The sequence below is a fragment of the Nonomuraea sp. NPDC050540 genome (genome assembly GCF_044457485.1).
Classification (GTDB): domain Bacteria; phylum Actinomycetota; class Actinomycetes; order Streptosporangiales; family Streptosporangiaceae; genus Nonomuraea.
The window spans coordinates 1-21,510 of the sequence record NZ_JBITHA010000007.1 but is presented as its reverse complement, the minus strand read 5'-3'; the positions used below and the strand labels follow the sequence as shown (position 1 = coordinate 21,510).

Here is a 21,510-nt window from a genome sequence, read left to right as displayed (position 1 = left end):
GCGGCACCGCCAGCCTCACCATCGCCCCAGCCAAACTCACCGACGGATCGAAGATCCGCTGGCGAGCCCGCGCCACCGCCGGTGGCGTCAACGGCGCCTGGACCGCCTGGCACACCGAAACCGTCAACATCTCCAAACCCAAGGTGTCCTACGAATACGCCTCACCCACCAACAGCGCCGGAGAGATCACCAAACTCACGCCCACCTTCTACGGCGACGTGAGCGACCCCGGCGGCCGCTCGTCGACGATGACCGTCGAGGTGGAGCACGACCCCACCGCGACGACCCAGGGAACCGGGCTCATCTGGACCGGCACCACCGCGGTCGTGAACAACGGCGGCACGGCGAGTGTGACGATCCCGTCGGGCAAACTGACCGACGGATGGAAGATCCGCTGGCGTGCCCGCGCGACCGCGGGCGGCGTCAACGGCGCGTGGACCGCCTGGCACAACGGCAGCATCAAGGTCACAGCCCCGGAGCCGCCCACCGCGCGTCGATCCGACAGCGGCACGAGCGCTCAGGCGGCGGCCCGCAAGCCGTTCCCCTACGACCGTCTCGAACACGAGCAGTGCCAGAGAACGATCGCCGACAAGAGCAGAGCGCCGTGGGAATCGGGATGGGGGATCATCGACCGGAGAGGCTTCCAGCCCAAGAACTCCTACAACCTGTGTTACGCCATGTGGGTCGGCGAATACGACGGCGACGACTATCTCGACACCGACCTGCCCATCAACGGCAACGCGCTGTGGGCGGCCCGGCTGACCGTCGTCTTCCACAGCTATGTCGGCAAGTCGCACAAGGTGGCCAACCCGACCGGCCCGAGAAATCCCGGCAACTACACCAGGGCGACGAACAGCCGCCACGTCAGCGCCTGGATCAGGGTCGACAGGGTGTTCCACCGGCCCGGCGACACCTTTGCGAAGGGCCGCGAGTTCGCCGTCTTCCTGGGTGAGAACGGCAGCTGCACGTCCAACTACAAGGACAAGGACGGCCAGATCAAGTCGGCGTACTCCGGCATCAGGGACAGGCTCGACAACTGGGGATCGGGAGGAGACAGGGAGATCCTCCTGGACATCTCCGCGAACCACCCGGGCTCTGACACCGGCAGTTGCACCGTCGAACCCAAGATCCGTTACGAGTTCCTGCCACACGATGGGAACAATTACCAGCAACTGAATCCATACTTCCGGGACAAGCGCTACGTGCAGTCGTTCATCTGTGACAACGCCGCCTGGAATTTCAACTACAGCGGCGGCTGCATCGTCGGCAACATTCGCCCGGTCTTCATCCTCGACGGAAACGAGGAAAAGAAGGGGAAGAAGGTGGTCGTCGAGAGCGTCGCGCACTGGTACAAGGCTCTCTACCTCCCCCACTTCACCTATCCACCGGTCCCGGGCGGGAAGAAGAACATTCCCGGATTCTTCGACTGGAAATATCCCGGGTGTACGCGCGGCACCATAGAAATGAGCTGCCTGCACCGGACCACCGACGCGGCGCTTCAAAAGAAGAACCGCGACGACCACGCGATTCCCGCGTGCAGGAGGCTCAAGCCGGGATACGGCTCGCCTGACAGTTGCGACGAGTTCCCCTTCGCCTCGACCTTGGAAGGAGCGTCCAGCCCGTCCCACGACTTCTCCGTGGACATCATCAAGGGCACCGACAACTGCTCGTCCGGCGCGCGGACGTTGGTCTTCTACCAACGCCATCGCATCGGAAACGGGCACGCCTACTGGGTGGACGTCATCCTGCCCGGCGAAGCGAGGCCCAGAAGCCTCGCCCCAGGCGCCGTGTTCGGTGACTTCCTTCCGGAGGAACAGCCGGAGGTCTGCACCGTCGACGGCGACAGCTGATCAGTGACCAAGGCGGGCGGGGTCTCGTTGACCTGCCCGCCCTTTCACGACCAGAGTGAGGGACCATGAGCGGACTGCGCCGGCACTACACCGACGCCCACACCTACCTGCCCGACCAGGCGTCCGTCGCGTGGATCAGGACCACCGACTTCGACGATCTGGTGCGCGCGCTGGGGGGAGACCCCGCCTGGGTTCACCCCGCGACCTGGGCGGACGTCGAAAGTGCGGCGTGGGAGCTCGCCGATGACGAGGACCGGGCGGTGGTCCTGGCCGCCCGCCACGGTCCGTGGACCGTCCTCCTCGACGCGATGTGCGGTCGCCTGACGGGACTCGTGAAGCGCCTGTCGGCCTCCGGAGAGGCCCTCGCTCTCCAGTGGACCGTCAACTACGTCGCCACCGTCGCCTACGCCAGGGACGGACAGGTGATCGGCAGCTTCGACCCCGCCGACCTGGACACCATCAATCCCGCCGCGGGTCGCGCATGGCTGTCCGGCCTGCCGGTCACGCAGGAGGAATGGCGTCAAGGCTGGCAGCCGGCCGCTCTCGCCCTGGGCGAGGAGTTGTCCGGGGTCAGGCTGGATCAGGCTTGGCTGGCGCGCGAACACCTGTGCGTCCCGCTGGGCTCCGCTCCGCCCCAGGTCCGTCCCCCGAGCGGCTTTCGCGTCAGGGACTGGCTGCGCCCGACGCTGGAGGGTGACCCGCGACTGCGGGCGATCGCGGCCGATCCGGCGCCGGAACGGCAGCACGAGATCATCCAGCTCGCGATCGAACTGGCCCGGCAGGCCTGGCCGATGTCAGGAGATCTGGAACGGCAGGCGTTACAGGCGATCGCCGACAGGGTGCGGGACGACCGTTCCGCGGGAACCCGCGCCCGGATCGACGCCGCTGCCGCGGACATACGCGCCCGCATCGACGCCACCGCCGCCGAGATCGAAAGGCAGGTGAGCGAGGAGCGAGGGCCCGTACAGGTGCCCGTCGTCCCCGACATCGACCTGATGATGAGACTGTCCGCCGACCCGGACATGGAGCGCCTGCACAGGGAACTCCGTCCCCTGGAGATCCTGGCGCAGGCGCTCGACCCCGATCTGAACGCGGCCGCGACCCAGACGAGCGGTCTCCTGACGGGAAAGTGGATCCCGCCGGAGGCATCACCCGTTCAAGCGGTCCTGCAGCAGCTCGCCTGGTATGTCGCGACAGGCGAGGTGGATGACGAATGAAGATCGTGTCAGTCGTCGATCGCCTGGTAGAGCGTGGTCCAGAAGTCGTGGATGGCGCGCGGCGAGTCCGGGGTGGACATCCCGACCTGGGTGAGCAGAATTCCGGTGACCTGGTGTTCGGGGTCGGCGTAGGCGGTGGTGCCGGTTCCGCCGTCCCAGCCGAACTGGCCGATGGGGGCGTGGCCGTTGCGGTGGGTGCGGACGGCCATGCCGTACCCCCAACCGCCCTGCAGCCCTTGGCCGCCCGACAGGTGGGCGATGGTCTCGTACATGGCGTCGCGGGCGGCCTGTTGCGCGGGCGCGAGGCGATTGGTGGTCATCAGCTGTACGGCGGGCCGTGACAGGATCCGTTCGCCGTCGTGCATTCCGTGGTTCAGCAGCATGCGGAAGTAGGCGTGGTAGTCGTCGACGGTGGAGACCAGTCCACCGCCGCCGCCCTGGAACGCCGGAGGCCGGCTGATCCTTCCGCCCGCGGCCTCGTCCCACACGTGGAATTCGCCGGTCATCGGGTCTGGTCCGTAGAGGGGCGGCAGTCGGTCGATCTTGTCGGCGGGCACGTGGAAGCCGGTGTCCTTCATGCCGAGCGGGTCGAGGACGCGTTCGCGCAGAAACGTCTCCAACGGCTTGCCCGTGACCCTGGCGACCAGGACGCCGGCCACCTCGTTGCTGAGGTCGTACTGCCAGCGCTCGCCGGGCTGGTAGGACAGCGGCAGTTCGCCGAGGCGGCGCATCCACTCATCCGGGTCGGGCGCGGGCCCGGATGCCACGCTGTAGTCGAGCCGCTCGAAGGTCGCGGCCCTGATCGGGGAGTCCAGCAGCTCGAAATCCAGGCCGAGCCCGAATGTGGAGGTCAGCAGGTCCCGTACGGTGATCGGCCGCCGGGTCGGCACGGTCTCGTCCAGCGGGCCGTCGGGCCGCTTGAGCACCTGGCGGTCGGCGAGTTCGGGCAGCCACGGGTCCACCGGGTCGTCCAGCCGCAGCCTGCACTCGTCGAGCAGGACCATCGCCGCCGCCATCGTGACCGGCTTGGACGTGGAGGCCATCCGGAAGATCGTGTCCCGGCGCATCGGCGTGCCACCGTCGTGCCGCATCGTGCCGATCGTTTCGACATGCGTCTGGCCGCCGTGGCTGACCAGGGCGACCAGCCCGGGAATCTTCCCCGACTCGACCTGCCGGACCAGCACCTCACGCAGCCTGCGCAGCCCCGCTTCGGAAAACCCGCCGTCGCTCTTCCCCATCATGAACGTCATCCCTTGTCTCGCGATCGTTGGTGTCCGGCCCCTGTCGGAGCGGCCATGCGATGAGCCTGGACCTTGACCTAAGGTCAAGGTCAACCCTCATCGCGACCGTGAGCTGACCGGCACCGATCGGCCGATCCCGTAGGTCCGGCAAGCGGTGCCGGCGAAGAGGGACTCACGCTCGGCGCTCGCATAGGGTGCGGCGATCCGTTTGAACGCGTTCCACAGGGTGGCGTAGTCGCACAGGCTTCTGTCCACCGGGAAGTTGCTTTCGAACATGCATCGTTCGGGGCCCAGAGCGTCGATGCAGTAGCGGATGTGCGGGCCCCAGTAGGCGGCGATCCTGGCGGATGTCATCGGGGTTGATGCGATGAATTCGACGGGGGTGAACGCGGGCATGCCGATCCCGCCGAGCTTCATCACCACGTTGGGAACGCGCGCCAGCCCCGCGACACCGGCGCGCCATTCGCCGAGCACCTCGTCCCTCCGCCGCGAGTACGGCCCGGTCGCGGCGGGGCCGCCGAGATGGTTCAGAACCACCACGAGGCTCGGCTGCGAACGTGCGAAGTCGCACAGGTCGGGCAGCTGGTGAAAGTATGTCCAGGTCTCATAGACGAGCCCGCGGCGCGCCAGTTCGGACGCCCCTCTTCTGAAAGCGCCGTCGAGAAGAAGTCCCGGGGGCGGCCTGCTGCGACTGGCAAACACATCCGGATTCGCATCCCACGCCACGGTGTGGCGTACCCCCTTGAACCTGCCGTCCCCGGCTTCGACATGCGCGTCGAGGGTTTCGTCGAGTTCAGCCGGTTCCGACCTCAGGTCCGCGTGTCCGATGATGCCGCTGACCAATCCACCGGAGACGGACTGGCTCGCGACCCAGTCCGTCTCACCCACGGGCCGAAGATGTCGCGGCCCCTCGGTGAAGTAGCCGCCGAGGCACTCCACGAAAACGGTGGCAACGACGTTGTGCCCGGACCGGGTATCGGCCCGCAGGTCCCGCACCGAGTACGGAATGTCAACGGCCTTCTGTCCATCCGGCCAGAGGTGGTGGTGCGGGTCCACGATCGGTAGATCCGGATCCCGAATCGGCTCGGTCATCTCATGGACGTGGCATCCAGAACTGTTGATACGTGGACGGTATCGCCAGTGCCGGAGTTTCGTCGTGGTGGACGTAGAGGGAGTCTCGCATGAAGTTGACATCGCCTCTCGAGTCGATCCAGTAGACAGGGATGCCGGCTTCCTCCATGATCCGTCGTGACAGCACGGCGCGCTGCGAGAAGTAGATTTCTTCCTCGAAGACACACTTGTCGCCGGGGAACGGCACGTAGAAAGCCACCGCGTCGTACACGGACGCGAGGTCGTCAGGCTCGAGTACCGGAACCGATACGACGTATTGCTGGCCGGCGGCAGCCAGGACTTCCGTCAGCACCGGGTTTTCGGAGATGTCCACGCGCGCCCGTGGATTGTCCTGCACGATATGAAGGAGGAGTTCGTGCCTGCTCGCCGGTAGTTCGCCGGGCACGACCAGGAGTCTCGTCCGTGGCAGTTTCCGGATGTTCCACACATAGGGAATGAGAGTTTGACCGACGAGCGCGTTCGTCTTGTCGGCGAACAGATGATCTCCGATGACGATGGCGTCCAGGTCGGAATTCACGTAGAGACGGAGTGCCTGCTCGCAGGTCTGGACGAGCGGTTCGCCCCGGCCGTTGAGCGAGGTGTTCAGGAGCAGCCCGATTCCGGTCCGGCTCTTGAACTCCTGTATCAACTGGTAGAAGAGGGGATTGCTCTCCGCCGTCACTGTTTGAACGCGCGCCGTGCCGTCGACGTGGCCGATGGAGCTGAGAGGCTCGCGCCACTCATCCCTGATGCGGGCGACCGCGGTCATGTACGGCAGGTCGCCGTCAAACTCGAAGTAGGTGTTCACGTCCTCTCGAAGGACCGACGGCGCGAAGGGCCGCCACCACTCCCGGCGCTTGACGCCATTGACCTTGTCTTTGATGCCGGGTACGAGGGGATTCGCCAGGATCGAGCGATTTCCCAGCGCTCTCGGCCCGATCTCCGACCTGCCCTGCACCCAGCCGATGACGCGGCCGGAGACCAGCGTCTCGGCCGCGTCCACGGCGATGTCATCCGACTGCCGGCCGTTCACCTGGTAGCTCTTGCCTGCCGCGTCCAGGTTTTCCAGATCGATGCTCTGCCCCCAGTACGCGTGCGTCATGTGCCACCGGCGGGGCCGATCGGGGGCGCCGATGTTGTGATACGCGTAGAGCGCTCCGCCGAGCGCGGTCCCCGCATCGCTGGCCTGCGGATAAGCGACGACCTGGTCGAATCCACTTTCAGCCGAGAGCATTCCATTGGTAATCGAGTTCAGGCCCACGCCGCCCGCGAGAAGGAGGGTCTTCGAGCCGGTCTCCCGTTTCAGGTATCTCGCCTGCTTCAGCATGATCTCTTCGCATATCGCCTGGACGGTCGCGGCGACGTCCTTGTGCGTCTGAGATATCTCCTCGCCATCCCGCCGGCCAGGCCCGACCAGTTGTGGCAGGACGACGCGCCCGATGTCGGTCGACGCGAACCGGCACGGTCCACGGCGGAGGGCGGGGAGGTAGCAGAACTGGCCCTGGTCATCGATCTGAATGAACGTATCCAACTGTCGCCTGAAACGCTGAGGGTCGCCGTAGGCCGCGAGTGCCATCGTCTTCCCCTCTTCGCCGTACCCCCACCCCAGCCAGATGGTGACCCCTTGGTAGAGGTGTCCGAGCGAGTGCGGGTGCGGAGTGGTCCTGAGGATGGAGATACGGCCATTCCGGCCGTGCGCGAGCATCGAGGTCTCCGCCTCACCGCCACCGTCGACGCTGAGGATGGCGGCGTCATCACGTGGACTCGAATAGTAGACGCCGGACACATGGCAGAGGTGGTGGCGGATGTTGACGATCCGGCTGGCCGGAAAACCTCCCTCGCGCAGAAGCAAGTACCACGAGGGAAGGTGCCAGTCGAGAAAGCGATGAATGTTGCCAACCTTGTCGGGGGTGATGTACGCAGAGATCAGTGCCTTGCGTTTTGGCAATTCGCCGGGGTGCATGCAGTTGGTTACCAGGTCTACGTCGGAGGGGGAGATCGAGTGTTCCGCGAGCCCCTCGAACAGCACCGAGAGATCCGTGGACGTCGCGCGTTTGACCCGATTGAAACGTTCTACCTCATAAACGAAGAGGGGCTCACCATCCCGAATCAGCGCGAAGCATGCGTCATGTTGGCCGGGCTTGCTTCCCAGAACAATCACTTGGCACTCACCTTGTGTCTCGTGTGAACGACTGCGTGCTTCTCGGGGAGAACGAGCTTGGCCGTCAGGCGGGCTCACCGGTGGGGGTGAAGGACCGCGGGATGTCGCCGGCGGTGGTCGTGCGGTGCATGACCCGGGGCAGCGCGGCGGCGAAATCCGCTCGATGGAGAGCTCTGGCGTTGTCCCAGACCACCACGTCACCGGCCGCCCAGTGATGGCGGTACACGAACCGGTCCTGGGTGGCGTGGGCGATCAGCTCCGCCACGGTCAGCTCAACGGGGGCTCCGTCGCCGGACTCGATTCGAGCGAGGCAGAGGTCGTTGACGAAGAGAACGGGGGATCCGGTATCGGGGTGCGCTCTGATGATCGGGTGGCGTACCGGTGTGTAGGTCGAGGTACCCGCCAGCGCCGCGGGGTTGTTGTGGGCGTCGGCCCGCGTGGCCGCGATGCGGTCGTAGGCGTGCAGGCCGATCGCACCGGCGAGCACGTCTCGCCACTGCGGGGGCAGGTTGTCGTATGCGGTCTGCAGGTCGGCGTACAAGGTGTCGCCGCCTGACGTCGGCACCGCGACCGCCCTCAGCATGGTGTAGCGAATGGGGCGGCGTAAGAACGAGCCATCAGTGTGCCAGACGTCGTTTCCGACCACCGGTGTGTCGCCGCTGTTGTCCACGACCAGGAGCTCGGGAGTCTCGGGGTGCCTGTTGTCCATATCCGGGTCGAGCGTGGGCTCACCAAGGCCGCGGGTCAGTTCGACCTGCCGGCCGGGTGTCAGCTCCATCCCTCGCAGAACGACCACGGCGAACGTCCGCAACAAGGTCAGCAGCGCCGCGGGATCGTATCGCCTGTCATCATCGGCCGAAAGCTCCGCAACGAAGACCGGGGCACCTGATGGGGCCGTCATTCGGCATCCTCTCGGTTGACGCAGGTGGGATCGAGGAAAGCGACGTGGCATCGCCCTGGGGCATGCGGGGGGCCGCACGAAGAGGTGTCCGGCCGGTCTCGCGGCGTGATCAGCCGGTTCCGTCCGGCACGTACGGGGCGGCCGGGCGAGGCGGAGGGCTTGCCGTGGTGGTGCGGTGCAGGACGCGCGGCAGCTTCCAGTGGAGCATGTCGGCCCGGTGCATCACCCTGGCGTTGTCCCAGATCACGACGTCCCCCACCCGCCAGCGATGACGGTAGACGAACCTGTCCTCGGTGGCGTGCGCGTGGAGCTTGTCCAGCTGGATGAGCGCCGAGACGTCGGACTCCGATTCGATGCCGACAATGCACAGGTCATTCAGATACAGCGCGGGAGTGTCGGTTTCTGGATGGGCCCGCACCACAGGATGGCGTACCGGCGGATACAGCTTCTCATATCCCTCTTCGATGGGCATGCGATGTATCTCGGAGCGCAGGCGGGCAATCTTGTCGTAGGTGTGTACGGCTACCGCGCCGGAGAGCGCCGCCTTCCACGATGCCGGGGTCTGGGCATATGCCTCCACCATGTCGGCGAACAGGGTGTCACCGCCACGCGGTGGAACAACTTCCGCTCGTAACATCGTGTAGCGCGTCGGTTCCGGAAGGAAGGATCGATCCGAGTGCCAGCACCGGTTTCCGACCACGGGGGTGGCGCTCGAATTGTTGACGACCAGGATGTCCTTGCTTTCGGGGTGGTGGTTGCGCAGGTCCGTCACAACCTCGGGTTTTCCCAGCAACCGGGTTAGCGCCACCTGCTCTGCCGGGACCAGTTCCAGGCCTCTGATCACGACGACCGAGTAAGTAGTGAGTGCCTGTTTGATTGCGTATCCGTCGCGCCCGGCCAGCAAAGTCCCGGTCCGCCCGGTAACTTCCACGACAAACTTTCCATGAAGGGCTGAGAAGTCCAGCGACACGTTCTCTCCTTACGCCGTTGGTCGAACCAATGTCGTAGCGAGACCAGTTAACGTGGCACACTGGCAAAAATAAGAGAAGCCTATTGCGGGATCCATGTCAACGGTCGCCCGATGGCGTCGGAGCGCCGGCGTCGCCGAGATCGCGGGCCGGGTCTTCGGCGCGCCGATGGTCCCGGACGGTCGCTTCCGGGCAGCTCGGGCGCGCGGATCGCCCGGTTCTTATGGTCGAGCGCACGCTACGCTGTGCTCGCCGGGCACCACGCACTGTTCACGCGGATTCACCCCGCGGGCCGTCCGGGGCTCGGGTGTCGTTCGTCGGCAATGCCGGCGGGCGAGAAATCCGCACGCACAGGTTGCGGAGAATGGCTCTCCCGCGGATTTCAGTGTGAATACGCCTGCCGCGCCGGCTCGATCAGGTCACCGACCTGGCAGTTCAAGATGTCGCACAGCGCCACCAGGAGGTTGGGGTTGAGCCGTTCGGGAACGCCGGTGAAAAGCCGGTGGACCTGCTCGCGGGACAACATCACTCCTCGCTCGGCCAGCAACGGCCCCAACTCGGTGGTCGTGAACATCTCCCGCTCGGCCATCACGCTACGCAAATGCCACCGATATCCGAGAGAGGCGGACATCGTGGTTCTCTCGGCAAGCACATCATCGAGTCGAGCGGTGCTCTGCGCTCCGACCCACAGGTCGTCGCCGATGAACCGAGAGGCCGGGTATCGATCCAGCGCGCAATGATAATGCGAGTGCCGGGCATCGTGCAGGATGACCACGGTGTCGGGTTCCATGAAATCCGCAGCCGCCAAGAGGCAGCGGCGTCGCTTGCGCCCGTCCACAATGACGGCGTCGAAACCGTGGCCGATTTCGGCGGGATAGTTCACGTACTGATCGAGATCCGCCTCGCGGTCCGTCGCACGCTCTGATGGGCGCAGCGCGGTCCGGTTCCAGCACACCGCCTCGATATGAGCGCGTCCGTCTCCGGCTGGTCCGTGCAGGCTCCTGTCGTCCTCGACATAGCGCAGGGCCGTGTCGGCCCGGTAAAGCAGTCCGGGCGCGAGGAAGGTGTCGAAGTACTCGCGGTCGTATTCGAGGGCGAGCCACAGAAAGGACAGGCCGTGCGCGGCCAGAATTTGGGTGTACGACAATGTGCTTTGCCCGGATCCCCACTCCAGAACGCGCATCCGCCGCGCTGAGCGTTCGGCGGAGTTGAGTAGGATCGTCTTGATTAAATCACCATCGCGCGGACTCATCCAAGCGTACGGGCTTTCTATTTCCCTGACCACCTGGTTGCCTCTCTGAGGGTTCGTCGCCTGGTCGAGAATAGGGGGCGAGCATTTCAGTGCGCTCCCAACAGGAGAACATGAAAATCGTTCGGGAGTCCATAGGATTGAAGCAATCGCTCCGCCGCGGAACATCTCCCAACCATCTCGCGCACATCATCGGGCGATTGGTATCGACGCCCGCGTACGTAAGCCGGACGTACGGTTCGGTGAGGCGCCGCCCGCCGGGCGCTACGCTGCTCCGTCCATGGCGAGGCCGGCGCTCGCCGCCAGTGTTCCGTGGACGACCGCGCCGTGAGCGATGACCGTGCGAACCCGCAGGTCGTCCGTGAGGACGACGAGGTCGGCGTCCTTGCCGGGCTCGATGCTCCCGGTTCGTTCTCCCAGCCCCAGCATGCGCGCCGGCATCGGCGGCGGATTCATCGACGCGGGCATACCGCTCACCGGGGGCGGCAACGCCTTGGAGGCCGGCCACATCATCGTCGCGCCGGGAGGACTGCGGTGCCCGTGCGGTGCGCGCGGCTGCCTGGAGATGTACGCCGACCCGCGTGCCCTGCTATGTGCCGCCGGCCGGCCTCGCCACTTCGGCCATGAAGACACCGTCACCAAGATCTTCGAGGCCGCCGCGGCCGGTGACCGTACCGCGCAGGAGGCGATCCGCCTCACCGCCGGCCATCTGGTGACGGGGCTGACCAGCCTCGTCAAGACGCTCGCCCCGGAGCGCGTGGTGCTCATGGGCTTTCTGGCCGACCTGTATCGGGCCACCCAGGACCACGTACGCGAGGGGCTGATGGCGTCCTCCCTCGTCGCCCGCGTCGGTCAGATCGACATCGTCACGGGTGACCTTCACCATGCCGCTCTCGTGGGAGCGGCCGAAAGTGCCTTCGCCCCGCTGCTGAGACAACCGCGTACCATCTGCGCACCGACCCGTCATGAGGCTCTTTCCCGGACGCCGAGCCCGCGGCCGCCGCCCCTTGGTACCGCTCTGGTGAAGGTGCTGCCACACGGTTGTCACTCGCGCGGCCATGTCACTGTCCGTGGTTGATGTCTAGAGTCCGACACATGAGGGATGGTCCACGGATGACCCTGCAGACGATGCTCGTGCTGAAAGAGATGCTGTCCGACCCCGCCAGGCGCCGCTACGGGCTGGAACTGTGCGGAAAGACGGGCCAGCCCAGTGGCACCATCTACCCGATCCTGGCCCGTTTGGAGCGCGAGTTCGGCTGGATCGAGCGCCACAAGGAGTCCGCGGCCGAGCACCTGGCCCAGGGCCGCCGCGCCCGGTACTACTACAGGCTGACCGAGCAGGGCGCGCTCCGGGCTCGCGTCGCCCTCGACCGCGCCGAGCGTTCCCGCGGGCCGGCCACGGAACCTCGGCCGGCGACGTCATGACCGGGCTGATAGAGCCGCTGCTGGACCGGCTACCCATTGGCTTCACCGCTACGGAGAGTGACCTCATCCGGCGGGCCTACGAGTTCGCCGCGCGTTGTCACGCGGGCCAGCTGCGTAAGAGCGGCGAGCCGTACATCACCCACCCCGTCGCAGTGGCGGAGATCGCGATCGACGCCGGTCTGGACAGCACCACCGTCTGCGCCGCTCTGCTTCACGACGTGATCGAGGACACCTGGTGCGACGCCGTACGACTGCGCGCGGAGTTCGGGGATGAGATCACCACGATGGTCCAGAACCTGACCGACCTCGACCACGGTCACGTTCAAGCGGCCACCGCGGACCAGCGCGTCCTCGCTCTGCGGGTGCTCGACCGACTGCACAACATGCGTACGATCCAGTACCTCGACCGGGAGAAACAGCGCCTGACGAGCCAGGACGTCGTGAACGTAACGGCACCGCTCGCCGGACGCCTCGGCCTGCCGGCCATCGCGGACGAACTCGAGTCGATCGCGTACGACCGCCTGATCCCGCCGCCTGGAGACGCGGGGGCGAGGTATCAGGTGCTCGCCTTCGGCGCGCTGCTCCTGCCCGCGGCGGTCAGAGCGAGCTATCTGGACGAATGGCTCGGCGAGCTTGACGCATTGCCGGACCGTCGGGCTCGCACCCGCTTTGTCCTCGGGCTGGCGCTCGGCGTGCCCGCCCTGGCTCTGATCCTGCGGCGGCCGGCTCGGGGCACGCTGACCGGCCATGTCCTGACCGCTCTGCGCTGGATCCTGCGGACGGATCTGCGTACCTGGACACCGCTGACCGTGCTGCTCGGCTGGATGATCGTGGAGTCCGCGAGGAACAGCCTCGGCGACGCCGCGGTCATCGCGATCACCGTGCCTCCCGTCCTCCACGCGGGCCTGACCCGCCTGCGCAGGAAACTCGGCCTGACGGAGGAGCCCGGCTGAGGGCGGGACCCCTCCCGGGGCCGGTCGGGTAGTTCTGTGTGGCACCGGCGCTCGCCCGACGCCGATCACCCTGAGCGATAGGGACGACACAGCATGCGCAAACTCCTTCTCGTGATCGCCATGTGCGCCCTGGCGGGCTGCGCCTCGCCCGAGACCGGACGGCAGGCGGCGGTTCCTACCCCCACGCCCAGCACGCCAGCCACGAGCGCTTCGGCCACCGAATCACCGACGCCGTCACCATCTCCGACGCGCCAAGCCACCACCAAGGTCAAGGACTGCTTCGACGGTGACTGCCTGCTGAAGCTGTCCAAGCCCGTCACGATCCGGCTGAACGCCAAGAAGTTCTACTACCCGAAGTTCGAGGTCGTGGCCATCGATGCGCGCACGATCACGTACCGGGTGGAGTACCCGCACGGAGGCGGCTCGGAGCAGCGTCTCGGTGAGGGCGGAGTCGGAGGCTTCGCGTTCCGCAAACACACTCCGGTGGAGGTGCGGCTGGTGTCGATCAAGAAGGGTCAGGCGTTGCTGTCCGTCTCGCCGGGGGAGCGCGACTGATCCGCGTGATCGAAGCGGGTGGCACCACGTACGTGAAGGGGTTCCACTGGCATCCTCTGCCCGAGGGGAAGCACTGGTTCCGATTCGGCAAGAACACCGCCTGGGGCAACGAGGGACAGCGCGGTGACCAGCTCGTCGACGTCTTCGACCCGGCGATACTCAAGACGCTCCTCGCGAAGGCGAAGGTCGCCAAGCCTGGCGACTACCGGGGCACCCTCACCCCCAAGGACCTGTACAAGGCGAGGCACGGCTACGGCAGCCCCGGCACCAAGGCGATCTCCTTCAGGCTCCTGCTCGACCGCGAACACAGGCCCGCCCGTCTGATCACCGAGTACACCGAGAAGATCGGCTGGCCCGACGGGAAGGGCAAGACGGTCAAGCGCATCCAGCACCACGTGGTGGACACGCGCTACAGCGGATGGGGGTCGAAGGTAACGGTCACGGCGCCTCCGGCCGCGGAGGTCGTCGACTTCGACGTGTTCACGCCGCCGGCCGACCTGAGCCCGCTCGACGCGGTGACCGACCGCGCGCAAGCCGCCGTGGTGTCACGCGACTGACGGCGCGGACAAGGCGGACGGCGAGCGCCCGTTCAGTGAGCCGTCTGCTGGGCGTGCCGGGGGAGGAGGCCGACCAGGAGCAGGGTGGCCAGGTAGAGGGCGGCGGCGAGCGCGGTGACGAGGATGCCGGCGTCGAAGAAGCCGTGGCCGGCTCGGGCGAAGAAGGCGGTGCCGAGGGCGGCGGCGCCGGTGGCGTTGGCGAACTGCTGGACGGCGTTGAGCATGCCTGAGCCGGTGCCGACCTCTTCGGTGGTGGCGTCGCCGAGGACGTAGTCGAAGATGGGGATGAACACCAGTCCGGAGCCGAAGCCGGTGATCAGCAGGGCCGGCGCCAGGGCCCAGGCGGTCAGGCCGTCCTGGGCGTGGGCGACGGTCCAGGCGAGTGCGATCAGGCCGGCGGCGGCGAGGCCGAGGCCGAGGTGCAGGGTGGCGCGGCCGAGTCGCTCGGCGAGGAAGGCTCCGGCGAGGCCGACGGCGATGGCGCTGCCCAGGGCCCAGGGGATCAGGGTGAGGCCGGTGTGCAGGGGTGTCCAGCGTGCGCCGAGCTGGAGCATCAGGTTGAGGGCGAGCTGGAATCCGGTGAGCGCGGCGTAGAAGCCGCAGACGATGACCAGTCCGACGACGAAGCTGCGCTTACGCAGGAGCGACGGAGCGATCACCGGATGGTCGCTGCGACGTTCGGAGGCGACGAACAGCGCGAGCACCGGGATCGAGGCGGCCATCATGGCGTAGGTCCAGATCGGCCAGCCGAGTTCGCGGCCCTGGACCAGGGGAATGATCAGCAGGGCCGAGGCGAGGGTGAGCAGGCCGACGCCGCGCAGGTCCAGGCGGGCGGAGCGGTTCTCGCCGGTGTCGCGGGGCAGGACGTACGCGCCCAGGACCCAGGCGGCGACCCCGATCGGGATGTTGATCAGGAAGATCGAGCGCCAGCCGCCGAACAGGTCCAGGTGCAACAGCCAGCCGGCCAGGATGGGCCCGGCCACGGTGGCCAGGCCCATGATCGGGCCGAAGGGGACGAGGGCCCGGCGCAGGTGCTCGGGCGGGAAGACGACCTTCACCAGGGCGAAGCCCTGCGGGATCATCACCGACCCGAACAGGCCCTGCAGGACGCGGGCGCCGATCAGGAACCCGGTTCCCGGCGCGAGACCGCAGGCCAGCGAGGACAGGGTGAACCCGGCCAGACCCAGCAGAAACAGGCGGCGACGGCCGACCAGATCGCCCAGCCTCCCGGAGGTGACCAGGCCAAGGGCGAAGGCCGCGGTGTACGCCGCCAGCACCCACTGCACGGTGGAATCGCCACCGCCCAGATCGGCCCGGATCGAGGGCCCGGCGAGGTTGGCGATCGTCGAGTCCAGCACGTCCATGATGTCGGCGATGACCACGACCGCGAGGACGAGCCAGGCCCGGCGCAACGGCAGGACCAGGGACTTCGCAAGGAGAGAACTTTGTTCAGTTGACATGAACATAGTTCTATGAGGCGAACATAGTTCATGTCAACGTGTAGGATCGGGACATGGCCCAAGATCCGAAAGCCCGCCGGGCGGCCCGGCACCTGCAGCCCGGCTCCGCCCCGGCCCAGCCGCGCCGGGAACCTCTCACCGTCGAGCGCATCATCGACGCCGCGCTGCACGTGGTCGCCACCCAGGGCTATGACGCGCTGACGATCCGCGCCATCACCGGCGAGCTGGGCACCAGCCCGTCCTCGCTGTACGCGCACGTGGTCAACAAGGCCGACATCGACGACCTGATCATGGGCCGGCTCAACTCGGAGCTCGTGCTGCCCGAACCCGACCCCGGCCGCTGGCGCGAACAGATCCTGCAGGTGTACGCCCAGATCCGCGACCAGTACCTGCGCTACCCGGGCATCTCCCGCGCCGCCCTGGCCACCGTCCCCACCAATCGGGACACCTTGCGGGTGGGCGAGGCGATCCTGGCGATCCTGCTCGCCGGCGGTGTCGAGCCCCAGACCGCGGCCTGGGCCATGGACGCCCTGTCGCTCTACGTCGCCGCCTACACTCTGGAGATCTCCCTGCTCCACGACCCTGGCCAGGAGTGGGTCCTCAGCCGCGACGAACTTCTGGACCGGCTCGGCTCCCTACCCGCCGACCAGTTCCCCCACACCAGAAGCCACGCCGCCGAACTCACCTCCGGCAGCGGACACGAACGATTCGACTTCACTCTCAACCTGATGCTCGGCAGCCTCAAGACTCCGGCATAGTTTCGAGCCGCCCGCTCGTCCTTGGTGGGTGACATCACGAGGAGGACGGGTGGATCCAGGCTTTGAGGCGGCGCTCCGGCAGTTCGTCATCGACAGGTCGAGCGCGTTGTTCCGCACGGCGTACCTGCTGACCGGCGACCGGCACGCCGCCGAGGACCTCGTCCAGTCGGCCCTGGCGAAGACGGCCGCGCGGTGGCGCGCCCTGCGCGACCCCGAGGCCATCGAGGGGTACGTCCGCCGCACCATGTACCACGAGCAGGTCAGCCGGTGGCGCCGCCGCTCGCGGGTCGTGGAGGTGAGCACGGACGCGCGGCTCGACCGGGCCGGCGACGGGCACGACGACGCGGCGGACCTGCGCATGACGATGCGGGCGGCACTGTCCCGGCTGACGCCCCGGCAGCGGACCATGCTCGTCCTGCGCTATTTCGAGGACAAGTCGGAGACCGAGATCGCGCGACTTCTGGGCGTGCGGGTGGGCTCGGTCCGCAGCCAGATCTACCGATCGCTGGAGCGGCTGAAGAAGTCGGCCCCCGAACTGAGCACCGTGAGGGAGTTGCGTTGAACATCGAGAACCTGCTGCGTGAGACCCTCGCCGACATGGCGGAGGAGCAGGTGCCGCCGCCTCCTGCCGGCTTCCTCCGCCACCGTCCCGCCCGCCGGAGGGGCGTCGCCCTGGCGGCCGCGGCCACCGTCGTCGCCCTGGCCGCGGGCGGCACGATCGCCGTCAGGGTCCTCTCGCCCGAGGCGCCCGAGACGCCGGAAGTGCCCGTGGCCGTGCCTCCGGAGCCGACGCGCGCCGTGACCGTCAAGGAGGGATGGCGGGCCGCCCTCCTGTTCGGCGACCTCTCCCGTGTGACCGGCGAGCCCGCGGCGTCGTTCGCGCGGGCGGCCGAGGACGGCCGGGCCCTGGGCCTGCCTCCGTACGCGAAGGGCAGGCTGGAGGGCTTCGCTCACCCCGGCGCGTACAGGTTCGCCGAGTCCGCCACCCCCACCGAGATCCTGGCCGCGATGGTGGCCCGGTTCCGCGAGACGGCGGACAAGCTCGGCCTGGCGTCCCGGCGTGCCCCCTTGGACGTCGTCATCGTCGCCAGCCTCGTCCAGGCCGAGTCGCCCACCGAGGCCGACATGCCGAAGGTGGCCCGCGTCATCCACAATCGACTGGACCGCGGCATGCGGCTGCAGCTCGACAGCACCGTCCTCTACGGCATGGGCAAGTACGGCGTCGACGTCACGGTCGAGGACCTGAAGCGGCGTTCGCCGTACAACACCTATCGCCATGAAGGCCTGCCTCCGGGGCCCATCTCCAACCCCGGTGAGGCCGCGCTCAAGGCCGCCCTGCACCCTGCACCCGGCCCCTGGCTCTATTACGTGGCCACCGGCCCGAAGCGCGGCACTTTGGAGTTCGCCACGTCCGCGAAGGAGTACGCCAAGCTCGTCGAGCGTGCCGCCGGGTAAAGGTCCGCCCGTCACTCCTGCGGCTGGGCGAGTTTGGCGGCCACCGCGTCGAGGACCCAGTCCAGGCCGGTGGTGAAGGACGTCTCGGCGTCCACCTCCGTGCCGTCGTACACGGCCTTGGCCAGCGCCGGGAAGCGGCCCGTGTCCAGCATCCTCCTCACATGCGGGCCGGAGGCGCGCTGCCAGTCGCGCTTGGACAGGCCCGTGGCGCGTTCGGCCCGCAGGTTCGCGATCTCACGCCTGATCGCGCCGGTGATGTAGGCGCTGACGGTCTCCACGGCGCGCATGACGGTGTCGAGGTCGGCGAGGCCGTCGAGGGCGGCCAGCGTGTTCTCGGTCACGGCGAGCGCGTTGGGGCCCAGGGCCGGGCGGCCGCCGAGCAGGTCGGCCAGCCATACGTGACGGAGGGCGGCCTGCCGGGTGCGGTTCGCGTGGATGCGCAGCACCTCCCGCCAGTGGCCGGGCCGCTCCCCGGGGAGAATCTCGGCGTAGACCTCGTCCACCATGAGGTCGAACAGTTCCTCCTTGGTGGTGATGTACCCGTACAACCGCATCGGGCCGACGTCCAGCCGGGCGGCGACCTTGCGCAATGACATCGCCTCCAGCCCGCCCTCGTCGGCCAGCGCGATGGCGGCGGCAACGATGCGCTCCCGGTCGAGCGGCACGGGGCGAGTCGGCGGCTCTGGCCGGTCCCACACAGTCATGGCTACATCGTACGGTTGCGAGACGCCGTAAAGAATCAATACAGTGTATCGACATGAGACAACGTATCGCTGTGGTGGGGAGCGGCCCCGCCGGCCTCACCTTCGCCCGCGTCCTGCACCGCCACGATCACCCCGTCACCGTCCTCGAACGTGATTCCGCCCCCGACGCCCGTCCTCCTGGCGGCACGCTGGACCTGCACGAAGGGCTGGGCCAGCTCGCGCTGGGCAAGGCGGGGCTGCTGGCGGAGTTCCGGGCGCTGTCCCGTCCCGAGGGGCAGGCCATGCGCATCCTGGACGTGGACGGGACCGTCCTGCGCGACTGGCCGTCGCGTCCGGACGACCTGGCCAATCCGGAGATCGACCGCGGGCAGCTCCGTGACCTGCTGCTCGGCCCCCTCGATGTTCAGTGGGGGAGGGGCGTGACGGAGGTGGTGCCGGGAACACGGGACGGCGTGCTGGTCCGTTTCGCGGACGGGCGGCAGGAGGCGTTCGACCTCGTGGTCGGCGCGGACGGAGCCTGGTCCCGGGTACGCCCGGCGGTCTCGTCCGCGACGCCGGAGTACACCGGCGTCACCCTGGTCGAGACCTCCCTTGACGACGTCGACACCCGCCACCCCGGCCTCGCCCGGCTGATCGGTGACGGTTCCTTGGCTGTGTACGGGGTGAACCGCGCCCTCGTCGCCCAGCGCAACAGCGGCGGTCACGTCAAGGTGTACGCCCAGTTCCGCGCGCCGCTGGACTGGCACGGGGGCCTGGACCCGGCCGACGTCGAGGCCGTGCGATCGAGTCTGCTGGCACTGTTCGACGGCTGGGCCGCTCCCGTCCTCGACCTCCTGCGCCACGCGACCGCGTTCGCCCACCGCCCCCTCCACGTGCTGCCCGTGTCCCACACCTGGGCTCATATCCCCGGGGTGACGCTGCTGGGTGACGCCGCCCACCTGATGCCGCCCTTGGGGGTGGGCGCGAACCTGGCGATGCTGGAAGGCGCCGAACTCGCCGAGTCCGTCGCTGCCCGCCCTGGAGATCTGGACGAGGCCGTCCGCGCGTTCGAGGAACAGATGTGGGCACGAGCCGGCCGATGGGCGGAGTTCACGACGGCCGGTCTGGAACGCCTCGTGAGCCCGGACCCCACCGAAGCCCTCGCCCTCTTCGACGAGGTCCAGCCATCCTGAGCGGTGGACGCGGACCATATTTATCTATTATCGTCGATTAACGATGAAGGAGAAGGAGCCCTTGGGCCGGGCCGAGGCCGAGGAGTACGCGAGCTGGTTCAAGGCGCTCGCCGATGCCACCCGCATCCAGCTCGTGTCGCTGCTGGCCCGGCGGCGCGAGCCGATGACGGTCGGCGAGATCGTCGAGGCGTCCGGCGTGGGCCAGTCGACGGTCTCGCACCACCTGAAGATCCTGGCCGAGGTGCGCTTCGTCCTGGTGGAGCGCCGGGGCACCGCGAGCCTGTACCGGATCAACGAGAACTGCGTGAGCTGTTTCCCGACCGCGGCCGACGTGGTCATGGGCAAGCCCGTCCCCGAACCGCCCGTGTGTGAGTGAAGGAGCCGATGATGGCCCACGAGGAGATCGTCCAGCGCTACTCCGGCCTGGCCCGCCAGGCCATGAGCGGCGAGCCCGCCCTCGACTGCGGCCCGGAGCCCTTCGCCGACGGCGGCTTCGGCACCGCCGGCTACGGCGAAAACGACGATCTGGCCGGCCTGCCGGACGGCGCGCTGCTGGCCAGCCTGGGCTGCGGCAACCCGGTCGCGGTCGCCGAGCTGCGCGCCGGGCAGACGGTCCTGGACCTGGGCTCGGGCGGCGGCATCGACGTGCTGCTGTCGGCCCGCCGCGTCGGCCCGTACGGCAAGGCGTACGGGCTGGACGCCAGCGCGGACATGGTCGAGCTGGCGCGCCGCAACGCCGAGCAGGCCGGCGTGACCAACGTGGAGTTCCTGCACGGCGGCATCGAGCAGATCCCGCTGCCCGGCCAGAGCGTGGACGTGGTCATCTCCAACTGCGTGATCAACCTGTCCGACGACAAGGCCGCGGTACTGGCCGAGACGTTCCGGGTGCTGCGCCCCGGCGGCCGCTTCGGGGTCAGCGACGTGGTCACGGACAACACCGCCGATCCGGTACGGCAGGCCGCCGCCGAGCGGCGGATCGGCTGCCCCGCCGGAGCGCTGGGCATCGACGCGTACCGAGCCCTGCTGGCGGAGGCCGGATTCGTCCAGGTGGCCATCACGCTCACGGCCGGCCACGGTGACGGCGTGCACTCCGCCATCGTCCAGGCCGTCAAGCCGGCCATCGGGCCCGGCATGGAGATCCGGCCGATGCGCGCCGCCGACGCCGCCCAGGTGCTGGCCATCTACCAGGCGGGACTCGACACCGGCCAGGCCAGTTTCGAGACCGTCGCCCCTTCATGGGAGGGCTTCGACGCGGGCAAGCTGCCCCACCTGCGCTATGTGGCCGCCGACACCGAGACCGGCGAGGTGATCGGCTGGGCCGCCGCCTCGGCGGTCTCCACCAGGCCGGTGTACGCGGGAGTGGTCGAGCACAGCGTCTACGTCCACCCGGGCTGCCAGGCCCACGGCATCGGCCGCGCCCTGCTGACCGCGTTCGTCGCCGCGGCCGAGGACGCGGGCGTGTGGACGATCCAGTCGGGCATCTTCCCGGACAACGCCGCCAGCCTGTCGCTGCACCAGGCGCTCGGCTTCCGCGTCGTGGGCACCCGCGAACGCGTCGGCCGCCACCACGGCCTGTGGCGGGACGTGCTGCTCATCGAACGTCGCAGCAGCGCGACCGGAACCGTGCCAGATAGACGCTGAAACCGGTGATCCGTGACCAATTCGCGCGCGAAGTACCCGAGTAGTCCGCGCGGGCCACTCATCGATCAGTGTCTACCTGATGAGGAGATCAGATGCGACGACGACTGAGCGCCGTCTTCGTGCTGCTGGCCGC

General features: G+C 67.9%; 22 protein-coding genes. 13 read left to right on the top strand and 9 right to left on the bottom strand.

Going from position 1 to position 21,510, the window contains the following annotated elements; translation table 11 throughout:
• Positions 1 to 1,850: NucA/NucB deoxyribonuclease domain-containing protein (locus ACIBI5_RS24440; protein WP_397250375.1), on the top strand; the 1,850-nt coding region annotated here is incomplete at its 5' end.
• 65 nt (positions 1,851 to 1,915) lie between these two features.
• On the top strand, positions 1,916 to 3,067 hold the full coding sequence (locus tag ACIBI5_RS24435; protein ID WP_397250373.1) for a DUF6461 domain-containing protein: 1,152 nt from the start codon (positions 1,916 to 1,918) through the stop codon (positions 3,065 to 3,067).
• 8 nt (positions 3,068 to 3,075) lie between these two features.
• Here ACIBI5_RS24435 and ACIBI5_RS24430 read toward each other — a convergent pair whose 3' ends face one another.
• From ACIBI5_RS24430 to ACIBI5_RS24400, 7 genes are all read right to left on the bottom strand, one after another.
• Complete coding sequence (locus tag ACIBI5_RS24430; RefSeq protein ID WP_397250371.1) at positions 3,076 to 4,308, bottom strand: serine hydrolase domain-containing protein; 1,233 nt, start codon at positions 4,306 to 4,308, stop codon at positions 3,076 to 3,078.
• Between the two features lie 96 nt (positions 4,309 to 4,404).
• A complete protein-coding gene (locus ACIBI5_RS24425; RefSeq protein ID WP_397250369.1) occupies positions 4,405 to 5,400 on the bottom strand; it encodes an amidohydrolase family protein in 996 nt (331 codons plus the stop codon).
• 1 nt (position 5,401) lies between these two features.
• Positions 5,402 to 7,579: a carbamoyltransferase gene (locus ACIBI5_RS24420; protein ID WP_397250368.1), complete on the bottom strand. Its 2,178-nt coding sequence runs from the start codon at positions 7,577 to 7,579 to the stop codon at positions 5,402 to 5,404.
• Positions 7,580 to 7,643: 64 nt separating this feature from the next.
• Entirely contained in the window at positions 7,644 to 8,480 is an 837-nt protein-coding gene (locus ACIBI5_RS24415; protein ID WP_397250367.1) for a TauD/TfdA dioxygenase family protein, read from the bottom strand.
• Positions 8,481 to 8,589: 109 nt separating this feature from the next.
• The gene (locus ACIBI5_RS24410; RefSeq protein ID WP_397250366.1) at positions 8,590 to 9,450 is read right to left on the bottom strand and encodes a TauD/TfdA dioxygenase family protein; all 861 of its coding nucleotides are present in this window, start codon (positions 9,448 to 9,450) and stop codon (positions 8,590 to 8,592) included.
• A 380-nt stretch (positions 9,451 to 9,830) separates the two neighbouring features.
• On the bottom strand, positions 9,831 to 10,700 hold the full coding sequence (locus ACIBI5_RS24405; protein WP_397250365.1) for a helix-turn-helix domain-containing protein: 870 nt from the start codon (positions 10,698 to 10,700) through the stop codon (positions 9,831 to 9,833).
• Between the two features lie 261 nt (positions 10,701 to 10,961).
• On the bottom strand, positions 10,962 to 11,126 hold the full coding sequence (locus ACIBI5_RS24400) for an amidohydrolase family protein (protein ID WP_397250364.1): 165 nt from the start codon (positions 11,124 to 11,126) through the stop codon (positions 10,962 to 10,964).
• On the opposite strand from ACIBI5_RS24400, the gene ACIBI5_RS24395 reads away from it, so the two are divergent.
• From ACIBI5_RS24395 to ACIBI5_RS24375, 5 genes are all read left to right on the top strand, one after another.
• On the top strand, positions 11,125 to 11,775 hold the full coding sequence (locus ACIBI5_RS24395; RefSeq protein WP_397250361.1) for an ROK family protein: 651 nt from the start codon (positions 11,125 to 11,127) through the stop codon (positions 11,773 to 11,775). The two genes, ACIBI5_RS24400 and ACIBI5_RS24395, sit on opposite strands and share 2 nt — an antisense overlap.
• Positions 11,776 to 11,792: 17 nt before the next feature.
• Positions 11,793 to 12,122, top strand: coding sequence for a PadR family transcriptional regulator (locus tag ACIBI5_RS24390; protein ID WP_397250359.1), 330 nt, complete (start codon positions 11,793 to 11,795; stop codon positions 12,120 to 12,122).
• Entirely contained in the window at positions 12,119 to 13,075 is a 957-nt protein-coding gene (locus ACIBI5_RS24385; protein WP_397250357.1) for an HD domain-containing protein, read from the top strand. Before ACIBI5_RS24390 ends, ACIBI5_RS24385 begins: the two co-directional genes overlap by 4 nt.
• A gap of 93 nt (positions 13,076 to 13,168) precedes the next feature.
• The gene (locus ACIBI5_RS24380; protein WP_397250355.1) at positions 13,169 to 13,630 is read left to right on the top strand and encodes a hypothetical protein; all 462 of its coding nucleotides are present in this window, start codon (positions 13,169 to 13,171) and stop codon (positions 13,628 to 13,630) included.
• 5 nt (positions 13,631 to 13,635) lie between these two features.
• Positions 13,636 to 14,187 carry a hypothetical protein gene (locus ACIBI5_RS24375; RefSeq protein ID WP_397250353.1) on the top strand — a complete coding sequence of 184 codons (552 nt, stop codon included), beginning with the start codon at positions 13,636 to 13,638 and terminating at the stop codon, positions 14,185 to 14,187.
• Between the two features lie 32 nt (positions 14,188 to 14,219).
• Here ACIBI5_RS24375 and ACIBI5_RS24370 read toward each other — a convergent pair whose 3' ends face one another.
• A complete protein-coding gene (locus ACIBI5_RS24370) occupies positions 14,220 to 15,647 on the bottom strand; it encodes a DHA2 family efflux MFS transporter permease subunit (protein WP_397250351.1) in 1,428 nt (475 codons plus the stop codon).
• A 53-nt stretch (positions 15,648 to 15,700) separates the two neighbouring features.
• On the opposite strand from ACIBI5_RS24370, the gene ACIBI5_RS24365 reads away from it, so the two are divergent.
• Genes ACIBI5_RS24365 through mltG form a run of 3 tightly spaced genes read left to right on the top strand, consistent with a single transcriptional unit; the run spans position 15,701 to position 17,860 of the window.
• Entirely contained in the window at positions 15,701 to 16,405 is a 705-nt protein-coding gene (locus ACIBI5_RS24365; RefSeq protein WP_397250349.1) for a TetR/AcrR family transcriptional regulator, read from the top strand.
• A 49-nt stretch (positions 16,406 to 16,454) separates the two neighbouring features.
• A complete protein-coding gene (locus tag ACIBI5_RS24360) occupies positions 16,455 to 16,967 on the top strand; it encodes a SigE family RNA polymerase sigma factor (protein ID WP_397250347.1) in 513 nt (170 codons plus the stop codon).
• The gene (mltG, locus tag ACIBI5_RS24355; RefSeq protein WP_397250345.1) at positions 16,964 to 17,860 is read left to right on the top strand and encodes an endolytic transglycosylase MltG; all 897 of its coding nucleotides are present in this window, start codon (positions 16,964 to 16,966) and stop codon (positions 17,858 to 17,860) included. The genes ACIBI5_RS24360 and mltG overlap by 4 nt, the downstream gene beginning before the upstream one ends.
• Before the next feature lie 11 nt (positions 17,861 to 17,871).
• Here the strand turns inward: mltG and ACIBI5_RS24350 are convergent, their stop codons facing one another.
• Positions 17,872 to 18,564, bottom strand: a complete 693-nt coding sequence (locus tag ACIBI5_RS24350) for a TetR/AcrR family transcriptional regulator (RefSeq protein ID WP_397250343.1) — start codon at positions 18,562 to 18,564, stop codon at positions 17,872 to 17,874.
• Between the two features lie 53 nt (positions 18,565 to 18,617).
• Here ACIBI5_RS24350 and ACIBI5_RS24345 point away from each other — a divergent pair, with 53 nt between their 5' ends.
• Genes ACIBI5_RS24345 through ACIBI5_RS24335 form a run of 3 tightly spaced genes read left to right on the top strand, consistent with a single transcriptional unit; the run spans position 18,618 to position 21,377 of the window.
• Entirely contained in the window at positions 18,618 to 19,736 is a 1,119-nt protein-coding gene (locus ACIBI5_RS24345; protein ID WP_397250341.1) for an FAD-dependent oxidoreductase, read from the top strand.
• A gap of 43 nt (positions 19,737 to 19,779) precedes the next feature.
• On the top strand, positions 19,780 to 20,112 hold the full coding sequence (locus ACIBI5_RS24340; protein WP_397250339.1) for an ArsR/SmtB family transcription factor: 333 nt from the start codon (positions 19,780 to 19,782) through the stop codon (positions 20,110 to 20,112).
• A gap of 8 nt (positions 20,113 to 20,120) precedes the next feature.
• A complete protein-coding gene (locus ACIBI5_RS24335) occupies positions 20,121 to 21,377 on the top strand; it encodes a GNAT family N-acetyltransferase (RefSeq protein ID WP_397250337.1) in 1,257 nt (418 codons plus the stop codon).
• Positions 21,378 to 21,510 lie beyond the last annotated feature (133 nt).